The 18,313-nt window shown below is 72.7% G+C and carries 13 protein-coding genes and 1 pseudogene; 6 read left to right on the forward strand and 8 right to left on the reverse strand.

The window, feature by feature from the left end; all coding sequences use genetic code 11:
• Positions 1-232 precede the first annotated feature (232 nt).
• On the forward strand, positions 233-1,492 hold the full coding sequence (gene aspS / locus BLV39_RS12120) for an aspartate--tRNA(Asn) ligase (RefSeq protein ID WP_090790257.1): 1,260 nt from the start codon (positions 233-235) through the stop codon (positions 1,490-1,492).
• Positions 1,493-1,547: 55 nt separating this feature from the next.
• Here the strand turns inward: aspS and lipB are convergent, their stop codons facing one another.
• A complete protein-coding gene (gene lipB / locus BLV39_RS12125; protein ID WP_239083928.1) occupies positions 1,548-2,186 on the reverse strand; it encodes a lipoyl(octanoyl) transferase LipB in 639 nt (212 codons plus the stop codon).
• A gap of 54 nt (positions 2,187-2,240) precedes the next feature.
• On the opposite strand from lipB, the gene BLV39_RS12130 reads away from it, so the two are divergent.
• Entirely contained in the window at positions 2,241-2,657 is a 417-nt protein-coding gene (locus BLV39_RS12130) for a hypothetical protein (protein ID WP_090790261.1), read from the forward strand.
• Here the strand turns inward: BLV39_RS12130 and BLV39_RS12135 are convergent.
• The gene (locus BLV39_RS12135; RefSeq protein ID WP_090791433.1) at positions 2,645-4,441 is read right to left on the reverse strand and encodes a DUF6311 domain-containing protein; all 1,797 of its coding nucleotides are present in this window, start codon (positions 4,439-4,441) and stop codon (positions 2,645-2,647) included. The genes BLV39_RS12130 and BLV39_RS12135 overlap by 13 nt on opposite strands.
• 89 nt (positions 4,442-4,530) lie before the next feature.
• Between BLV39_RS12135 and BLV39_RS12140 the strand changes: the two genes are divergently transcribed.
• The 3 genes from BLV39_RS12140 to BLV39_RS12150 all read left to right on the forward strand — a co-directional run bounded on the left by BLV39_RS12140 (position 4,531) and on the right by BLV39_RS12150 (position 7,163).
• Positions 4,531-5,493 carry an ATP-binding protein gene (locus BLV39_RS12140; RefSeq protein WP_090790263.1) on the forward strand — a complete coding sequence of 321 codons (963 nt, stop codon included), beginning with the start codon at positions 4,531-4,533 and terminating at the stop codon, positions 5,491-5,493.
• Positions 5,494-5,503: 10 nt separating this feature from the next.
• On the forward strand, positions 5,504-5,887 hold the full coding sequence (locus BLV39_RS12145) for an SCO5389 family protein (protein ID WP_090790265.1): 384 nt from the start codon (positions 5,504-5,506) through the stop codon (positions 5,885-5,887).
• Positions 5,888-5,987: 100 nt separating this feature from the next.
• Positions 5,988-7,163 (forward strand): extracellular catalytic domain type 1 short-chain-length polyhydroxyalkanoate depolymerase, encoded by a 1,176-nt coding sequence (locus BLV39_RS12150; RefSeq protein ID WP_373315407.1) that lies wholly within the window; start codon positions 5,988-5,990, stop codon positions 7,161-7,163.
• 8 nt (positions 7,164-7,171) lie between these two features.
• Here BLV39_RS12150 and BLV39_RS12155 read toward each other — a convergent pair whose 3' ends face one another.
• Together BLV39_RS12155 and BLV39_RS12160 are read right to left on the reverse strand one after the other, a co-directional pair.
• Positions 7,172-8,872 carry a hypothetical protein gene (locus BLV39_RS12155; protein ID WP_090790266.1) on the reverse strand — a complete coding sequence of 567 codons (1,701 nt, stop codon included), beginning with the start codon at positions 8,870-8,872 and terminating at the stop codon, positions 7,172-7,174.
• Positions 8,873-8,919: 47 nt separating this feature from the next.
• Positions 8,920-9,816: a TIGR01777 family oxidoreductase gene (locus BLV39_RS12160; protein ID WP_090790268.1), complete on the reverse strand. Its 897-nt coding sequence runs from the start codon at positions 9,814-9,816 to the stop codon at positions 8,920-8,922.
• Between the two features lie 65 nt (positions 9,817-9,881).
• On the opposite strand from BLV39_RS12160, the gene BLV39_RS44765 reads away from it, so the two are divergent.
• Positions 9,882-12,629: an ATP-binding protein gene (locus BLV39_RS44765; protein ID WP_275414299.1), complete on the forward strand. Its 2,748-nt coding sequence runs from the start codon at positions 9,882-9,884 to the stop codon at positions 12,627-12,629.
• Here the strand turns inward: BLV39_RS44765 and BLV39_RS12170 are convergent.
• The 4 genes and pseudogenes from BLV39_RS12170 to BLV39_RS12180 form a co-directional block, all read right to left on the reverse strand.
• A complete protein-coding gene (locus tag BLV39_RS12170; protein WP_090790272.1) occupies positions 12,594-14,342 on the reverse strand; it encodes an NACHT domain-containing protein in 1,749 nt (582 codons plus the stop codon). The two genes, BLV39_RS44765 and BLV39_RS12170, sit on opposite strands and share 36 nt — an antisense overlap.
• A gap of 973 nt (positions 14,343-15,315) precedes the next feature.
• Positions 15,316-15,966, reverse strand: a pseudogene (locus BLV39_RS45105) (NACHT N-terminal helical domain 7-containing protein); the annotation flags it as partial.
• A complete protein-coding gene (locus BLV39_RS12175) occupies positions 15,888-17,090 on the reverse strand; it encodes an MFS transporter (RefSeq protein ID WP_090790274.1) in 1,203 nt (400 codons plus the stop codon). The pseudogene BLV39_RS45105 and the gene BLV39_RS12175, both read right to left, overlap by 79 nt.
• Entirely contained in the window at positions 17,087-18,283 is a 1,197-nt protein-coding gene (locus tag BLV39_RS12180) for an MFS transporter (protein ID WP_239083927.1), read from the reverse strand. The genes BLV39_RS12175 and BLV39_RS12180 overlap by 4 nt, the downstream gene beginning before the upstream one ends.
• Positions 18,284-18,313 lie beyond the last annotated feature (30 nt).

Here is an 18,313-nt window from a genome sequence, read left to right on the forward strand (position 1 = left end):
CTCGGCCGCAACGGCGCAGACGGAACCAAGTAGCGATCGACCACGCCGGCAGAGAGAGCCACCAGCAGCTGTGACGGTGGCCCGGCGCCCGGTCGCGAAGACACTCCCGAGCCGAGCACGACAAATGAGGCCCCAGCGCCGAAACGCGGGGGCGAAGGTGTGGTGGCACCGCGAGGAACCCGCTCGCCCACACCTCCCGGGGATCGCGTTGCGATTGACGAGGAGGTCCACCATGCAACGCATCCTGTCCAGCCAGCTACCCGCCTACGCGGGCCGCACCGTCACCGTCGCCGGCTGGGTCCATCGCCGCCGCGTGCTGAAGGCGGTCGCCTTCCTGATCATGCGCGACCGGGCCGGCCTGGTCCAGATCGTCATAACTGACCCCAAGGTGCGCGAACAGCTCGAGCGGCTGACCGAGGAGACGGTCGTCGAGGTCACCGGCCTCGTGACCATCAACAGCGCCGCCCCTCTGGGCGTGGAGCTCACCCAGCCGGTGGTACGCGCGTTGAGCGCCGCCGCCGCACCGCCCCCGTTCGACCTCTACCGGCCGCTGCTCACGGCGAACCTGCCCACGCAGCTCGACCACGCGTCGGTGGCCCTGCGGCACGCGACCCGCCGCCGCGCGGTCACGGCCGCCGCGGCCGCCGCCGAGGGGTTCCGCGCGACCCTGGACGAACGCGGCTTCACCGAGATCTTCACGCCGAAGATCGTCGCCTCGGCCACCGAGAGCGGCGCCAACGTCTTCGGCATCGACTATTTCGGCAGCCAGGCCTTCCTCGCCCAGAGCCCGCAGTTCTACAAGCAGCTCATGGTCGGGGTCTTCGAGCAGGTCTACGAGGTCGGCCCGGTGTTCCGCGCCGAGCCGCACGACACCGCCCGGCACCTGGCCCAGTACACGTCGCTGGACGTCGAGCTGGGCTTCATCGACGACCACCGCGACGTGATGGCGGTGCTGCGCGACGTCGTGGCCGGCATGACCGACGCGGTCTCCAACCGGCTGCCGGGCGTCAAGATGCCGGTCGTGCCCGCCGAGATCCCGGTCGTCCACTTCACGACCGCGCTGGAGATCGCCGGGGCGCCGGACGACGAGCCCGACCTGGCCCCCGCGCACGAGCGGGCGTTGGGTGAGTGGGCGCTCCGCGAGCACGGCTCGGACTTCCTCTACGTGACCGGCTACCCGATGCGCAAGAGGCCGTTCTACACGCATCCCGAGCCGGGCCGCCCGACCCACTCGAACTCGTTCGACCTGCTGTTCCGGGGCCTGGAGATGGTCACCGGCGGGCAGCGGCTGCACGAGCACGCCGACTACGTCGCCGCGTTGAAGGGCGACCTGACCGGCGTCGAGACCTACGTCGAGGCGTTCCGGCACGGCATGCCGCCGCACGGCGGTTTCGCCATCGGCCTGGAGCGCTTCGTGGCCCGCCTACTCGGCGCGACCAACGTGCGCGAGGTCGCCGTGTTCCCGCGCGACCTGCACCGCCTCACGCCGTAAGAGAACCGGGCGTGCCGGCGCTCCTCAGCCGAGGAGCGTCGGCAGGCGCCGCGCCTTAGCCCAGGAGCGTCGGCAGGCGCCGCTCGACGATCGGCAGCACGTCGTCGACCGTCACCTGTCGGCCGAGCTCGGCGGTCAGGGACGTCGTCGTGGCGTCGCGGATGCCACAGGCCACGATGTGGTCGTACGCCGCGAGGTCGCAGTCGGCGTTGATGGAGAACCCGTGCTGGGTGACGCCCCGGGAGACCCGGATGCCGATGGCGGCGACCTTGCGGGCCGGCCCTCGGTCGTCCTCGGCCACCCAGACGCCGCTGCGGCCCTCGATGCGGGTGGTGGTCAGGCCCAGCTCGGCGCAGGTGTCGATGAGCAACTGCTCGGTGCGCCGGACGTAGGCGACCACGTCGATCGGGGCGGGCAGGCGCAGGATCGGGTAGCCGACCAACTGACCCGGCCCGTGCCAGGTGATCTTGCCGCCGCGGTCGACGTCGATCACCGGGCTGCCGTCGGTCGGCCGGTCCCAGGGCTCGGTGCGCTTGCCGGCGGTGTACACGAACGGGTGGTCCAGGAGCAGCACGGTGTCGGGAGTGACACCGTCGGCCACCTCGTCGTGGAGGCGGCGCTGTTCGTCCCAGGCGACCTGGTAGTCGATCGTGCCGAGACGGCGGGCCTGAAGCTTGGGAAGCACGCTGGTCACGCCCCAAAGCGTAGCCCTCGCCCGGCGGCGCGACCCCCTGACATGATTCGCGTCATGGTGACCCGGGCGCTGGTGCTGATCCATGCGGGGGTCGCCGCGCTCTGGCTCGGCTCGATGGCCTACAGCCTGTTCGTGGTGCAGCCCAAGCTGCGCGCGATCGCGCAGGACCACGAGGACGCCCAACGCACCCTGGCCCACGGCAACCGCCGCCCGGTGGTCGCCATGATCACTGTGCTCTGGGTCACGGGCATCGCGCTGACGGCGAGACAGCCCAGCGCCACGGCGGCCGCCAAGGCGGGATTGCTCGCCGCCGCCACCGCAGTGTTCTGGTGGGTCTCCTGGCGCGGCTGGCCGCGCCGGGTGTTCGCCCTGCCGGCCGAGCTACCGGCCCTCCAGCGCCGCTTCCGGGCCGCCGCATTGGCGATGTTCGCGCTGGTCGGCGCCGCTTTCGCGATCAGCTACCTCTGGTGAGGTGACATCCGCCAGACCCAGACGTCGTCCACCCGCTCGCCGGGGCCGAACAGCGCCCGGGTCGCGGTGAGCAGCGCGTCGTGCTGGACCGGCCACTTCGAGCCGTGGATCCGGTCGGCCAGCACCAGCGCGTCGACCCGCCAGTAGGCCACGTCCGCCCGCGCCTGGGCCTGCTCGGCCGGCCCGATCGGCGGGACCACCCCGCTCTGGGCCACCTCGTAGAGCATCCCGTCGGTGTACCGCGGCACCGGCCCGATCCGGCCCCGCCCGTCCGGGCCGCCCGGGCCGAGATAGAAGCCGGACGCGAGCGAGAACTCGCCCTGACCGTGCGTCCACGCGTACGCCTGCCAGCGTTGCCCGTCCGGAACGGTGTCGAGCGTGAACGGCACTGTGGCCATGACCCCGCCCGCAGGCACGACCGACGTCCAGTTGCCCGACGTGATGAAGGTCGGGATCGGCTCGCGGGCGACCGTCAGCAGGTTGACCGGCAGGATCGGCACCAGCGCCACCGCGAAGGCGGCCAGCCAGACCCGGCCGCGCGGCCGGGCGTCGACCAGCAGGGCGAGCAGCAGCCCGACGATCGGGGTGACCACCAGCGCCAGTCGTTGCGGCAACGCGGCGTTGAAGACGGGGAGCGGGTTCAGCAGCGCGTACGGCAGCGGAAAGTCGGTGTAGTTCTTGAAGATCTTCACCGCCGGTCCCCAGGACAGCACGGCGAAGACCAGCGCGGTCACCCCGAGCGCGCGCAGCGTGGCGCGGCGGCCCGGCGCGGCGACCCGCCAGAGGTACCAGAACGCGGCGATCGTCAGCAGCACCAGCGGCAGGCCGAAGAACGAGTTCTCCTCGGTCTCGTTGGGCGCCAGGCGGGTGTCCAGGCCCGCGATGCCGGCCAGCGAGCGCTGCGGGAACGCGAAGTACCCGGCGATGTCCTCGCTGTGCACGCGGGCGTCGAAGCCGGTGCCGTGGAACCGCTGCGGACCCAGGAAATGCATCCAGATGGGGTACGCGAGCAGCGCGAACCCGACGACCGCGGTGACGCCGAGGCCGCGCAGCACGCCCGGCAGCGCGGCGCGCGCCTCCGCCCGGGTCGCCTTCGACAGTGACCAGACGCCGAGGAAGACCAGGCAGGCCAGGGCGATGAAGAAGAGCCCCTCGGCGGCGATCGAGAACGCGACCGCGACCAGCACGCCGAGGATCGCGCCGTCGCGCAGCCAGCGTCCGTCGCGCAGCCGGAGCACCCGCCAGACCACGATCGGCACGAGCCAGCCGGCGGTCCAGTTCAGGTGGGCGTTGGCGTGGGAGACCATGCTCGGCGCGAAGGCGATGAACAGCGCGCCGGTCGCCGCCGCGAGCTTCGCGCTGACCAGGTGCCGGGAGAGCAGCCAGAACCAGGCGTACGCGGTGGCGACGAGGTTGAGGGTCAGGATCACCAGGAAGGTCGCCGGGGCGCCGACCAGGAACGTCAGCGGCGCGAACAGCACCGCGTACACCGTGATCGAGGTGTTGACGGCCAGGTTGGCGCCGTCCGGGAAGCCGATCAGGTGGGTGAAGAACGGGTTCTCCCCGTGCGTGATCGCCCGTGCGCCGTAGGAGAGCAACCACTCGAACAGGGCCTGGTCGCTGGAGTTGACCTTGATCGCGCGGCCGTTCGGGTCGATCCACAGGCCGCTGGTCACCCAGACCGCCAGGACCAGCGCTATGCCGGTGACCAGCAGGTCCGCCCGCCAGCGGGAGGCGCGTGCGGGTATCGCCGGTGCGACGTCTGGGTGAGCGGGGGACGCGATCGACACGGGCGGAGGCTACCAATCGGGACGACACGCCCAGGAAGCGCCCGTTGTTTGTGAACTTATTGAAAATGACTTCCAATATCACTATGAAAATCGCCTTCGTCGGGAAAGGCGGCAGCGGCAAGACGACGCTGGCCGCCCTGCTCGCCCGCCACCTGGCCGCGGCGCCGGACCGCCCGCCGCTGCTCGCCGTCGACGCCGACATCAACCAGCACCTCGCCGCCGCGCTCGGCGGAGGCGAGGACGCGGTGCTTCCGGCGCTGGGTGACCACCTGACGGAGCTCAAGGAGTACCTGCGCGGCGACAACCCGCGGATCGCGTCCGCCGCCGCGATGGTCAAGACCACGCCCCCGGGTCGCGGCTCGCGTCTGCTCACCGTCGCCGGCAGCAATCCCGTGTACGACGCGACGGTCCGTCAGGTGCGGGGCGTGCGGCTCGCGGTGACCGGGCCGTTCGCGGAGCGGGACCTGGGAGTCGCCTGCTACCACAGCAAGGTCGGCGCGGTCGAGCTTCTGCTCAACCACCTGGTCGACGGCCCGGGGGAGTACGTCGTGGTGGACATGACCGCCGGCGCCGACTCGTTCGCGTCCGGGCTGTTCACCCGCTTCGACGCGACGTTCCTGGTCTGCGAGCCGACCCTGCGCAGCGTCGGGGTCTACCGGCAGTACCTCGGCTACGCCCGGGACCACGACGTGCGGGTGCACGTGGTCGGCAACAAGGTGGCCGACGCGTCGGACGTGGAGTTCCTCCGCGCGCACGCCGGTGCCGACCTGCTGACCTGGTTCGGCCGCTCCGACTGGGTGCGGGCGGCGGAGCGCGGCGAGGTGCGGTCGCTGGACGCCCTGGAGCCGGACAACCACGCGGCCCTGCACCTGCTTCGCGGTGCCGCCGACGCCGCGGAGAAGGACTGGCCGTCGTACGCCCGGCAGGCCGCCGAGTTCCACCGGCGCAACGCGACCGCCTGGGCCAACGACCGGGCCGGCGCGGACCTGACCGACCAGATCGACCCGGACTTCGTGCTGGGTGACCACCACCTGCTCGTCCACTGAGGAGAGAGTCATGTCCCTGACCGTTCCCACCGACCTGCTCGACCGCGCCGAAGCCGGCCCCGTCGACGACGCCGACTTCGTCGACTGCGTGCGCACGTCCCTGCCGTACGCCTGGGAGGTCGTCTCCGACGTCGCGTCCCGAGCTGACACCGATCTCGCGGAGCACGCCGTGCCGCCGCCGAGCGAGGCCGAGCGTGGCCAGTTGCTGCGCGCGCTGGCCAGCGACGCGATCCGGGGGGCGCTGGAGCGGCACTTCGCCGTCAAGCTGGCGTTCCAGAACTGCCACCGGGTCGCCGCGTTCCCGCCGGCCATGGTGGACGGCGCCGACTACCGCGAGTTCGTCTCGCCGCGCGCCCAGCTCCGCAACCAGTCACCCGAGCTCCGGGACTGTTAGCCACGCCACATTCCGGGTCGACGGGTTGTGGGTTCGCCGGCCATGTCATATCGACGGTCGCGAATCATAACCTCCCTGAAACACCTAGAGGGAGGTCCCCGTGACCAAACGAATCCTGTCCCTCTGTGCCGCCGGCGCGGCGCTGGTCGTCGCGGCTGTGCTCGCGCTGGCCGCGCCCGCGCAGGCGGCACAGCTCTCCCCGGTCAGCGGCTTCGGGTCCAACCCCGGAAACCTGGCCATGTACGCGTACCGGCCCGACGGCCTGCCCAGCGGCGCGCCGGCCGTGGTGCTGCTGCACGGCTGCGGCCAGGACGCCAACGGCTACTTCACCAACAGCGGCTGGCGTACGTTCGCCGACCGGTGGCGGTTCGCGCTCGTCATCCCGCAGCAGAACAGCGGCAACAACTCGACGTCGTGCTTCAACTGGTTCGAGACCGGCGACATCAGCCGGGGACAGGGCGAGGCGGCCTCGATCCGCGCCATGGTCGCGTACGCGGTGAGCACCTGGGGCACCGCGGCCAACCGGGTCTACGTCAGCGGGCTGTCGGCCGGCGGTGCGATGAGCGCGGTCATGCTCGCCACGTACCCGGACGTGTTCGCGGCGGGCTCGGTGGTCGCCGGCATCCCGTACCGCTGCGCCACCAGCATGGTCAACGCGTTCAGTTGCATGAACCCGGGCGTCGACAAGACACCGGCGCAGTGGGGCGACCTGGTCCGCGGCGCGTACTCCGGTTACACCGGCGCCCGGCCGAAGGTGGCCGTCTGGCACGGCACCTCCGACTTCACGGTCGCGACCGCGAACGCCAACGAGTCGCGTGACCAGTGGACCAACGTGCTCGGCATCTCCGCGAGCCCGACCGGCACCTCCGCGCTGACCGGTGGGACCACGCTGGAGCGCTACGGCAACGACCAGGTGCGGGTCTACCGGGTCTCCGGGATGGGGCACGGCACGCCGGTCGATCCCGGCAGCGCGGCCGACCAGTGCGGCACGGCGGCGGCGTACTTCCTGGACACCATCTGCTCCGCGTACCACGACGCGACGTTCTTCGGGTTGAACACCGGCGGGCCGACCACACCGCCCACGACCACCCCGCCTCCGACCTCCGGTCCCTGCGTCACCGCCACCAACTACGCGCACGTGTCCGCCGGACGGGCCTACCAACAGCTCGGCTACGTGTACGCCCGAGGCTCCAACCAGGCGATGGGCCTCTACAACGTGTTCCAGACGAACGCCCTGCGGCAGACCGGCCAGAATTACTGGGTGGTCGGCTGCTGAAGCCCGCTTTACGCCGCGCGGTCCCGGTCTCTGGTGCCGGGGCCGCCGAAGCGGCTGCCGTACGGGCGGCCGGTCTGGTCCGGCGCGTGCACGATGCCGCCGAGCAGCGCGCACTCGAGACCCTCGGCCGTGGGCGGTGTCCAGCGCTCCACGTCGGCGCGGGCCGCGGCCAGCGACTGGTTCGCCAGCGACTCGGCCGCGCGGGCGGCGGCCAGGGCCTCCACCGGTTCCGCCTCGGTGGCCACGGCCGCCTGGCCCAGCTCGCAGCGGGCGGCGAAGAGCCGGGTGCGGGCCCGGGCGCCGACCGCGCCGCGCCGGGTGACCAGGAAGCCGGCCGCCGCGTCGATCGTGGCGCGGGCCGCGAACATCGCCTGGTCGAGCTGCTCGCGGGCGTGCGAGACGCGGGAGGACGGGTCGCGGACCGCGCCGAGCGACTCGCCCAGCGGCCCGGAGGCCGCCTCCAGCCGTCGAAGGCCGGCCACCGGGTCCGGTCGCGCCTCCGCGAGCTCGGTGGCCAGGGCGCTGGCGGCCTCGTCGGCCCGGGTCACGTCGGCGGCCAGCCCGACCTTGTCGCCCCGCGCGTTGCCGGGCGGGCGGCCGGCCATCGCCAGCACCGCCTTGCCGGCCGCGACCTCGGCGTGCAGGTCCGCGAGGAGCTCGGCCGCGGCGTCCTCGGCGGTGGCCAGGTCGGCGGCGTAGGTGTCCAGCGCGTCCAGCAACGCCTCGGCCTGGCCGAGCGCCTGCTGGGCGGTCCGCAGGCCGGTCCGGCGGCCCTCCTGCTCGATCTCGGCGCCGGCGAAGTCGATCCGGGCGGCCGCCTGCGCCAGGTTGTCGGCGATCGGCCGCAGCGCGCTGTCCGCGTACGCCGCGGCCAGCTCCTTCCAGGTCGTGCCCGCGACCGTCAGCCGGGTCCGGGCCTCGTCCCGGCGGACCGTCAACCGGCCGCCGAGGCGCGCCTCCTCGCTGGACCGGAGCAACTCGAACGGCTCGGCCCGGGCGTCCAGGCGCTGGCCGGCCGCCGCGCAGTGCTCGACGATCGCCCGCAGCACGCGCCGCCGGCTGAACTCGTCCTCGGGCTCGTGGTCGTCGAGGTGCTGCCGGATCCGGAACGCCTCGGCGACGTCGGCCCGGGCGGCGGTGACCGCCTCGACGAACGCCACCGTCGCGTCCCGGCCGTGCTGGGCCTGCGCGAACGCGAGCTCCTGCTCGCTGGTCGACAGGGCGTTGTCGGCGGCGACCAGCGCCGCGTCCGCCTGCGCGAGCAGCCGGGCCGTGGGCAGGTCGCCGCCGAGGTCGAGGGTGTCGGCGTCGTCGCGCGGACCGGCGCGCTCGGCCGGACCCGCCGGGCCGGCCGGTTGGGTCGTGCCGCCGGTGTCGACGCTCGGTGCCCAGCCGCCCTGGTCCGGCGGCGCCCAGGCCGACGCGGGCGGTTCGTCGAAGATGTGCACGGGCTCCGGCGGAGCGGTCGCGACCGGCTCGGCGGCCTGCTCCGCCGCCGCCTGCTCCGCGCGCTGCCGTTCGCGCCGGAAGAGGTTCCTGCGGCGGCGGTGGCCCGTGTGGCCGGAGTCGCGACCGAGGCGGTGCCGGGGCCGGGCGCGGTCGCCCGCGCGACGGCGGGCCACCGCCAACGCGACTATCACCACTCCCAGGACGAACAACACGCACGCCAACAGCGAAAGCGCGTTGTTGTCGCCCGATGCCGCCGACATGCGGTCAGGCTATTCGGGCGCGGTTGCGCAGTCTGCCGAATAGGCAGTCACCGATCCGTCAGGGCCTCCGTGAGCGCGGAACGGACGTCCTGGTGTCGGAACGTAAAACCGGCTCGGCTCAACACGCCCGGCACGGCACGCGTGCTCATTACAGCTAGTTCGGCCACGCCGCCCACGACCAGCCGCACACCGAACTCGGGCACCGGCAGCAACGCCGGGCGGTGCAATGCCGCGCCGAACGCCTTGGTGAACTCGGCGTTGGTCACCGGCACGGGAGCGCAGACGTTGACCGGGCCGGTGAGGTCGGTGCGCTCGGTGAGCACGAAGCCCACGGCCCGCAGCCAGTCGTCCAGCGAGATCCACGGCACCCACTGCCGGCCGCCGGCGATCGGACCGCCGATGCCCAGGCGGAACGGGAGCATCTGCGGCTTGAGAAAACCTTCGTCCTTCTCCAGGGGTACGCCGCTGCGCAGCAGGACCACCCGCACACCGGCCTGCTCGGCCGGCCGGGTCGACGCCTCCCAGACCCGGCACAGATCGGGGAAGAAGCCCTCGCCGGGCGTGTCGGACTCGTCGACCACCCGGTCGCCGGTGTCGCCGTAGATGTTGATGCCACTCGCGCTGATGAAGGTCATGGGGCGCTGGCTGTGCTTGGCGATCGCTTCCGCGAGCGTGCGGGTCGGCTCGACCCGGCTGTCCCGCAGCAGCCGCCGGAAGGCCGGGGTCCAGCGTTGGTCGCCGATGTTGGCGCCGGACAGGTTGATCACCGCGTCGACGCCGTCGAGGGCGGCCGGGTCGAGCTGGCCGGACGCGGGCGTCCAGCGGATCTCGTCCGCGCCGCGCGGCGCCCGCCGCACCAGCCGGACGATCTCGTGGCCGCGCAGCGGGCCGGTGATGAGCCGGTTGCCGAGAAAGCCGGACGCGCCGGCCATGAGAATCCGCATGCCGGCATTCTCCCCCGGTTTTCGCGGGCTGCGGAGTTGTCGGTGCCCACGGGTAGCCTGTCGGCGTGCGGACGACGCGGGGAGGCGCCAGCCCGGTGATGATCGGGCGCGATCGCGAGTTGCGCCAGCTACGAAAGCTGGTCGCGGCCCGCCGATCCGGCGTGGCCATGATCGCCGGCGAGCCCGGCGTCGGCAAGACGCGACTCGTCCGCGAGCTGCTGTCCACTCTCGACGCCGACGCCGTGGTGTTGGTCGGCCAGGCCGAGCCGGGTTCGCTGTCGCGGCCCTACGAGGTGCTGATGGACGCCCTCGACGGCCGCGACGGGGTCGACCCCGCCCTGCTGGCCGAGCTCGGCGACTCCGCCCGCAGCCCCGTCGAGCGCCTGCACAGCGGCGTCCGCCTGGTGACCGAGCTGATCGCCGGCCGACCCGCGGTGATCGTCTTCGAAGACCTGCACTGGGCCGACTCCGAGAGCGCCGCGCTCTTCGAGCGCATCGCCGACATCGAGGGTCCGCAGGTGCTGATCGGCTCCTTCCGGCCCGCCGAGGTGACCGGCCGCGACCCGGTGACGGCGCTGCTCGCCCGGCTCGGCCGCCGCCACTCGCTGACCCGGCTCGACCTGCACCCGTTCGACGAGGCCGACACCGCCACCCTGCTCGCCGCCGTCACCGGCCGCCCCGCACCGCCGCGTGCGGTCGCCGCCCTGCACCAGCGCACCGGCGGCAACCCGTTCTTCCTCGAAGAGCTGCTCCGCGGCCACGAGAGCGACGACCTCGAAGCCGTCTACGAGCAGCCCCTGCCGTGGAGCCTGGCCGAGGTCCTCCGCCGGCAGGTCGACGACCTCGAGTCCGAGCAGCGCCGCATCGTCGAGGCCGCCTCCGTGCTCGGCCACCGGGTGCACTTCGACCTGCTGGCCGCGGTGACCGGCGCCGGCGAAGACGAGCTGATCCGCGCGCTGGGCGCCCTGGTCGCCCGCGACGTGCTGGTCGAGACCGGCGACGACGAGTTCAGCTTCCGGCACGCCCTGCTCCGCGAGGCGATCGCCGGCCACCTGATCGGCCGCCAGCGCCGCCGGCTGCACGAGGCGGCCCTGGAGGCGTTGCTCGCCGACACCGAGGGCCGCTTGCCGCACGACCCGGCGATGCTCGCGCACCACGCCCAGGCGGCCGGGCGCTACGAAGACATGCTGGCAGCGGCCCGCAAGGGCGTCGCGCTCTACCTGTCGATCGGCTCGGCCTACCAGGCGCTCGAGCTGGCCGAGATGGGCCTGGCCGAAGACGCCGAAGACCCGTCGCTGCTGGCCGGCGCCGCCCGCGCGGCCTGGCTGGCCGGCCTGCTGCCCGACGCGATCGGCTACGCCCGCCGCTGGCGCGACCGGGCCCGCTCGGCCACCGACCGCAACGACGCGCTCTACCTGATGATCCGGCTCGCCTGGGAGGCCGACGAGGTCGCCGAGATGGACGAGCTGACCCACGAGGTCGAGCTGCTGATCGCCGAGCTGCCGCCCGGCGCCGACCAGGCACTCGCGATGACCGCCGTGGCCCAGTCGTCGATGCTGCGCGACGAGACCGCCGAGGCCGTCGCCTGGGCCGACCGCGCGCTGGCCCTCGCCGAGGAGCTCGACCTGCCCCGCGTCCGCCTGGCGGCGCTGGTCGAAAAGGGCCTGGCGATGACCGAGTGGCCGTCCACCGCGGCGGAGGGCCAGGCCATCCTGGCGGGCCTGGTCGACGAGGCCGAGAAGGCGGGCGAGTGGGTGCTGGCCGCCCGCGCCCTCAACGAGCTGGTCCAGGGCGTGCCGCCCAACTCCCCGGCCGAGCACGCCGAGCTCCTCGAACGCATGCGGGTCGACGCCGAGCGGGCGGGCTTCGAGTCGCTGGCCGTCGCGGCCTACTTCCAGGGCCAGGCCCGGATCGCGGTGCGCGAAGGTGACCTGGGCCGCGCGATCGCCGCGCTGGAGCAGGGCCGCGAGCGCGACCGCAGCTACCTGCGGCGGGGTCGCTGGGCCGACTACCACGCGGTGTTCCTGGCGGGCCTCTACCTCGAGTTGGGCTCCCACGACGGGGTCGCGACCATCATCGAGTCGCTCCGTTCCGGCCCGACGGTCGAGCCGTTGACGGTGCCGGGTCTGGCCTTCCACCTGGCCTGCCGGCGCACCGGCGCCGGCGACGTTCCCGCGTTGCTCGACGAAGTGCTGGCCGCGGTGGCCGACCAGAGCTGGCGCAGCGGCTCCCAGGCGCACGACCTGCTGGCGGCGGCCATCGAGGGCGGCCTGCCGGGGGAGCGGCTGACCCAGCTCACCCGCGCGCTCCTCGACGACAACGTCTGGGACGACTACCGGACCCTGGTCGACGCGCAGCTCGCCGAGGTGGCTGGGCGCCTGCCCGACGCGCTGGCCGGCTATCAGGCCGTCTGCGGGTCGTTGATCCTGCCGCCGTCCGTGCGGGGGAGCGCGGCGGTGGGTGCGGCGCGGTGTGCGCTGGCGCTCGATCGGCCTGGCGTCGCCGCCGCCGAGGCTGCTCGCGCGAGCGAGCTGCTGGCCCGCTGGGGCGGGTGGCGGGTGGCCGCCCTCGACCGGGTCCGCGACCAGCTCGGCCTCACCCCGCGTGACGGAGAGCGCGGGGTCACCGGTGCGGCGGCGTTGACACCACGGGAGCGTGAGGTCGCGTTGCTCATCGCCGACGGCCTGACCAACGCGGAGCTCGCGCGGCGCCTCTACATCTCACCCAAGACGGCCGCGGTCCACGTCAGCAACATCCTGCACAAGCTGGGCGTCACCTCACGCACCCAGGTCGGCGACGCCGTCGGTCGCTAGGCCGGTCCGCATCGCGTCGAGGCGCCGGGCCAGGTCCGGACGTGCGGCCAACGTGTCGGCCCAGTTCTCCATCCGTGCGTTCTCGACGAGCAGGCCGCCCGCGAACCCGAGCTCATGGAAACGCACCACCGCCTCGATGACGAGGAGGTCCCTGGGCGGGCTCAAGACGTACGCGTAGCTCCGCACATAGCGGGAGAGGATTCCGAAGAGGATCGGGTCGGTCTCGCGATCCCGTCCGATCAACGCCAGCAGGCATCTGACGAACGGGTTCGGCAGGGACTCCTGGAACTCGAGGTCAGGGTCCGCCGCGAGCCTTCGCACCACTTCCGTGGCGAGCGCCGCCGGGGCGTGGTCGTCGGTCGTGATCCGGTCGAGGAGCAACCTGGCGAAGTCCAACCGCTGCTGGCTGCCCCACATCGGCCAGTCGTAGGTCGCGGCCATGGCAGCCCGTTCGTACGCCACCTGCCGTTCGCCGGAAGTGAGCTCTCGCGTCGGGATCAGCCAGGCGTCCAGCAGCAGGTGCGCGGCGGATGACCGGTTGTCGGGGGACCAGACCGCGAAGCTGTGCAGGCTCACGCCGAGCGGGCGCACCAGCGGTTCGATCGCGTGGCCGATGACGTCGTCGATGCGCTCGCACTCGAAACGAGCCCGGCTGAGGAACGCGTCCGGGCCGTCGTTCCAGTGCGTGAAGGCGTGGTCTCCGCGGGCGTCGCCGGGCGGGACGTCGTATGTCCAGTATGGATCGAGGCTCGGCGGGTCCTGCTCGCCGGCCCAGGTGAGACGGAGCTCGCGGCGGCCGTCGCTCCAGCCGCGTTCGACGCGGACGACCGCGACCAAACTGCCCCACGGATCGGCGGCGAGCTGGGAACGCCACAGCAGGGCCTGGCGGCGCCAGGTGTCCACCACGTCGGCGCCGGCGGGGCAGAGCCGCGAGTACCGGACCTCCCGGACCGCGCACAGTTGCAGCAGCACGAGGTTCGCGCTGTACGCGGCGAACCGGGCCGCGTCCGGCAGGCGTTGGGGGCGGTAGTCGCCGTAGCGACGGGCGGCGGGGGCCGTTCCGGCCGCCAGGTACAGGCGGGTCGTGAGGCCGGCCAACCCGTCGTCCGTGGCGAGCTTCTCCTCGATGAAGCCAGGGATGGCCGTCGAGAAGGTCAGCGGTGTGTAGGAGAGCAGCGCGTGCAGCAGGTCGTCGTCGACCGGCGCCGCGGCCAGCGGCATCATGGTCGCCTTCTCCTGTGCCGCCAGGTTCTGGAGGACCTGGCAGGTGAGGCGGGCGACCAGGAACTCGCCGAAGGTCGCGTGCAGGAACTCGTACGTCTCGCGGCGGTCGTCGGCACCGGCCTCCGCCCGCGCGCGGTGCACGAAGAAGAACCGGCCGACCATCAACTCCGCGGCACGCAGCGGGACGCGCAGGTCCGTGCCCGGCGTCGGCACCCGGGGGATGCCGAACAACGCCGGGAGGTCCGACTGCAGCTCCTCCTGCGTGACCCAGAGGTTGCCGCGGTTGTGCATCGCGAAGGCCACGACCGACAGCGTGCGCAGCTCCTCCTCGACGGCGACGCGTAGGTCGGCTTCGGACAGGCCCGCGCGATGCTTCTCGATCTCGCGGCGGGCGAACGTGGTGAGCAGGCGTTCGTAGAGCTCGTACCGCCCGATGTCCGGACCGAGCTTCTGCAACGCGTTGCTGTCCGCGTCGTAGATCGCGAGCATCAGCAGGAGCAGCGGCTGCCGCCAGGTCGCGCTGGGCCAGGACGGAACCGGCCGACAGCGGTGCGACGCCCGCGGAGCGGAACGACGCCGCGTTGAGGCCGTTCCATAGGTCCAGCCACGCCTCGATCCTCGGCTCGTCGAACGGCTCCAGCCGGAGCAGAACCGTTCCGGTGGGCACGTACGCCCGGTCGGCGACCGCCGTGCGGCTCGTGACCACCACGGCGACGGGCCGGCCCCGGACCTCCTCCAGGCGTTGGAAATCGGCCACTTTCCGCAGGTAGTCCGTGTGACTGACGCCGACCGCCTGGAGCAGCTCGTCGAAGCCGTCGAGCAGCACGACCGGCAGGGCGCCGCCGGCCGAGGCCGCGAGGGTCGACCACTCCAGCCGTTCGCCGGTAGTCTTCCGGATCGCCTGTTCGAGCTGTTCGTGCAGGTCGGCGGCCGCGTGCACGTCCCGCAAGGGCACCCGGACCGGCATGAAGTCCGCCGGTGGCAGACGGGCGGCGAGCACCTTGGTGAGAACCGACTTCCCGGAGCCTGGCTGGCCGAGCACGAGCAGCGGAGCCGTGAGAGCGGTCCTGGAGGTGAGGTGCCCGACGAGGAACTCGTCGAAGTCGTCGCGGATCTCGTGCCGTTCCCACCAGCCTTCCTCGTTCGGCTTGTCGGCCGAGTCGGCGTCACCGACCCGGAACCGCGGCGCGAGGTAGGCGGTGCCGAGCGTGGGCACCTTGAGGTTGTCGGGCACGTCGCCGCCGGTCACAACGGGAAGATCCAGCTCCGCCCGATAGACGCGGGCGAGCGCGCTTCGCCGGGCGTCGGGGGAGTCGCCGGTGGAGCTTCGGGTCAACGCGTCCTCAAGCCGTTCCAGTCCGGCCCGCAGCGCCCGTACCTCTGTGCGGGTCTGCGTGTGCTGGCCCAGATTGATCCAGAAGCCGACCTCCGGGAAGTCCACGACGAGCTGCCGCAGGAGCTCGGAGTACCGGCGACAGGCGGCCTCGGGCAGCGCTTCGAGCCGCGTCGGGAAATCCCTCTCGTCGCGCCCGGGCAACCGTTCCCACACCGCGAGCTGGCTGACGAAAAGGCGCAGGTTCACGCACATGTCCTCGTAGAAGACCGCCACGACCCGCAGGTTGCTGTCATGGCCGAAGTGGGCCAACGGAATCGGCGGTTCGGAGGTGAACAGCTCACGGAAGGCACGGCCCGTGGCGATCGTCAACTGTTCGCCCGGGGTCAGCTCGAGGTCGGCGGCGGAGAAAGGAAGGTCGGCCTCGTGCAGCGCCTCGAAGAACGCCGCGACGACGATCACCGTGTGGGCGGCCTCGAAGCGTTGGGTGCGGTCGTAGCGGGACAGGCCGCTGCGGCGTTCCGATGCCTTCCGGACAAGCTCGTGCGACAGGCGGATGAACTCGGACTTGGCGTCGAACAGGCTCAGCACCCCGGGTGCGGGAACCGACAGGCCGAGCAGGAGGCCGCCGGTGACCAGGTCGAGGGCCTTGACCAACTTGCTCTCGCCGCCGCCGAGGAGGCGTGCCGCGTACGCGTAGGTCAGCTTTTCCGCCACCCGTCGACTATGGACCAGGCGGTGTGGGCCGGAGAAGTCCCCTTTCCGGCACCGACGGCCCACACGGTCAGGGCCGCGACGCTCGTCAACAGGCCCGCCGTGGTGACGGCCGGCCAGCCGCCCACCGGCCAGAGGGCGGTGGCGAGCGCGGAACCAAGCGCGCCGCCGGCGAAGCAGGCCACGACGTACGCCGTGTTCAGGCGGCTGCGGGCCGTCTCCGAGACCGCGAGGATCCGGATCTGGTTGAGGATCGATGCGCTCTGGAAGGCCACGTCCAGCGCGACGATCGCCACGACCAGCAGCACCGCGGAATCGCCGGCGACGGCGGCCACCCCGAAGGCGACCAGGATGACCAGCCACGCGGCCCCGGTCGCGGGGACGGAGCGGCCCGCGTCGTGCAGGCGGCCGGCGTTGCGGGCGGCGACCGCGCCGGCCAGGCCGGCCAGCCCGAACAGGCCGATGACCGAGACCGGGTAGTCGAACGGCGGGGCGCTCAGCAGGAACGTCAGCGCCGTCCAGAACATGACGAAGGCCGCGAAGCCAAGAGCGGTCAGGGCCAGCGTCCAGCGGACCGTGCGGTCGCCGAACGCCACCGCGGGGATCGAGGCGATCAGCTCCGGGTACCTGATGGTCTGCTTCGGCGGCAGGGGCGGCAACGCGCGGTGCAGGACCACCGCGAGGGTCGCCGTGGCCAGGGCCGCGACGGCGAAGACCGCGCGCCAGCCCGCGGCGGCGGCGAGCAGGCCGCTGATCGTGCGGGCGGCGAGAATGCCGGTCAGCACTCCCGACACGACCGTGCCGACCACCTGGCCCCGGCGTTCCGGCTGCGCCAGGTCGCTGGCCAGCGGGATCAGGATGGGTGCGGCCATGGTGGTCAGACCGAGCAGCGTGGTGGCGACCAGCAGGACGCCGATCGTCGGCGCCACCGCGCATGCCAGCAGCGCGGCCGTGCAGCAGAACAGCAGGGCGGGCAGCAGGCGGCGGCGGTCGCGCACGTCGCCGAGCGGGACGATCAGCAGCACGGCGACCGCATAGCCGAGTTGGGTGGTGGTGACGAGCCACCCCGCGGTCGCGGTGGAGACCGACAGGTCGTCGGCGATCAGGTGGAGCAGCGGCTGCGCCCAGTAGAGGTTGCCGACCGCCACGCCGGCCGTGACGGCGAACAGGACGGTCAGGCGGCGCGTCATCGGGTCGCGGTGGCCACGACGAGGGCGCTGCGGCGGCCGGCCGCCCAGACGGTCAGCGCGAAGCAGCTCAACACGACGCCGGTGGTGGTCACCGCGGACCAACCGCCGGCCGTCCACAGTGTGGTCGCGGCCGCCGAGCCGAGGGCGGCGCCGACGAAGTTGCTGACCACGTACGCCGTGTTGATCCGGCTGCGGGCCTCGTGGGAGACGGCGAAGACCCTGGTCTGGTTGAGGATGGCGAGTGTCTGCAGCGCGGCGTCCAGGGCGACGACCACGACGAGCACGAGGGTGACCGATCGGCCCGCGAAACCAGCGACCACGAACGCGACGAGTACGAGGAGCCAGGCGGCGCCGGTGGCGGGCAGCGACCAACCCCGGTCGTGCAGGCTGCCGGCGCGCTGCGCGGCGATCACGCTGGCCAGGCCGGCGAGTCCGAAGAGGCCGATGACGGAGACCGGGTAGCTGAACGGCGGTGCGGACAGCAGGAACGTCAATGCCGTCCAGAACATCGAGAACGCCGCGAAGCCGGTCGCGCCGAGGACCAACGTCCAGCGCACCGTGCGCTCGCGGAAGGCGACCGTCGCGACCGACGCGATCAGGGCGGGATACGGCAGGTGGGCCTTCGGCTTCAGCGGCGGGAGGGCCCGGAACAGCAGGACGGCGAACAGGACCGCGACGACCGCGGCCATGGCGAAGATGGCCCGCCAGCCGGCGGCATCGGCGACCAGGCCGCTCACCGTACGCGAGGCGAGGATGCCCGTGAGGATGCCGGACGCGACGACGCCGACCACCTGGCCCCGGCGTTCCGGCGGAGCCAGGTCGCTGGCCAGCGGGGTGAGGAGCTGGCCCGACACCGTCGTCAGCCCGACCAGGGTGACGGCGGCCAGCAACAGGCCGATGGTCGGCGCGAGGGCGCAGAACAGCAGCGCGACCGCGGAGCAGAGCAGCATCGCCGGCACCAGCCGGCGGCGGTCGAGGATGTCGCCGAGCGGCACGACGAACAGGACGCCGACGGCGTAGCCGACCTGGGTGGCGGTGACCAACCAGCCCGCGCCGGTGGTGGACGCGCCCAGATCCTCGGCGATTACGTCGAGCAGCGGCTGCGCCCAGTAGAGGTTGCCGACGGCGGCACCGGCGGTCACGGCGAACAGGAACGTCAGTCGGCGGTCCATGACCGGCGGCGAGGGTTGCACCCCGCCATGCTCGCCTGCTGGCCCCCGACA

Source organism: Asanoa ishikariensis, assembly GCF_900107455.1.
GTDB lineage: Bacteria > Actinomycetota > Actinomycetes > Mycobacteriales > Micromonosporaceae > Asanoa > Asanoa ishikariensis.

Bases quoted from the DNA above. Each gene is read 5' to 3' on its own strand.
- aspS (WP_090790257.1), top strand. From the start codon at position 233: ATGCAACGCATCCTGTCCAGCCAGCTACCCGCCTACGCGGGCCGCACC.
- BLV39_RS12130 (WP_090790261.1), top strand. From the start codon at position 2,241: ATGGTGACCCGGGCGCTGGTGCTGATCCATGCGGGGGTCGCCGCGCTC.
- BLV39_RS12140 (WP_090790263.1), top strand. From the start codon at position 4,531: ATGAAAATCGCCTTCGTCGGGAAAGGCGGCAGCGGCAAGACGACGCTG.
- BLV39_RS12145 (WP_090790265.1), top strand. From the start codon at position 5,504: ATGTCCCTGACCGTTCCCACCGACCTGCTCGACCGCGCCGAAGCCGGC.
- BLV39_RS12155 (WP_090790266.1), bottom strand. From the start codon at position 8,872: ATGTCGGCGGCATCGGGCGACAACAACGCGCTTTCGCTGTTGGCGTGC.
- BLV39_RS12160 (WP_090790268.1), bottom strand. From the start codon at position 9,816: ATGCGGATTCTCATGGCCGGCGCGTCCGGCTTTCTCGGCAACCGGCTC.
- BLV39_RS12170 (WP_090790272.1), bottom strand. From the start codon at position 14,342: ATGCTCGCGATCTACGACGCGGACAGCAACGCGTTGCAGAAGCTCGGT.
- BLV39_RS12175 (WP_090790274.1), bottom strand. From the start codon at position 17,090: ATGACGCGCCGCCTGACCGTCCTGTTCGCCGTCACGGCCGGCGTGGCG.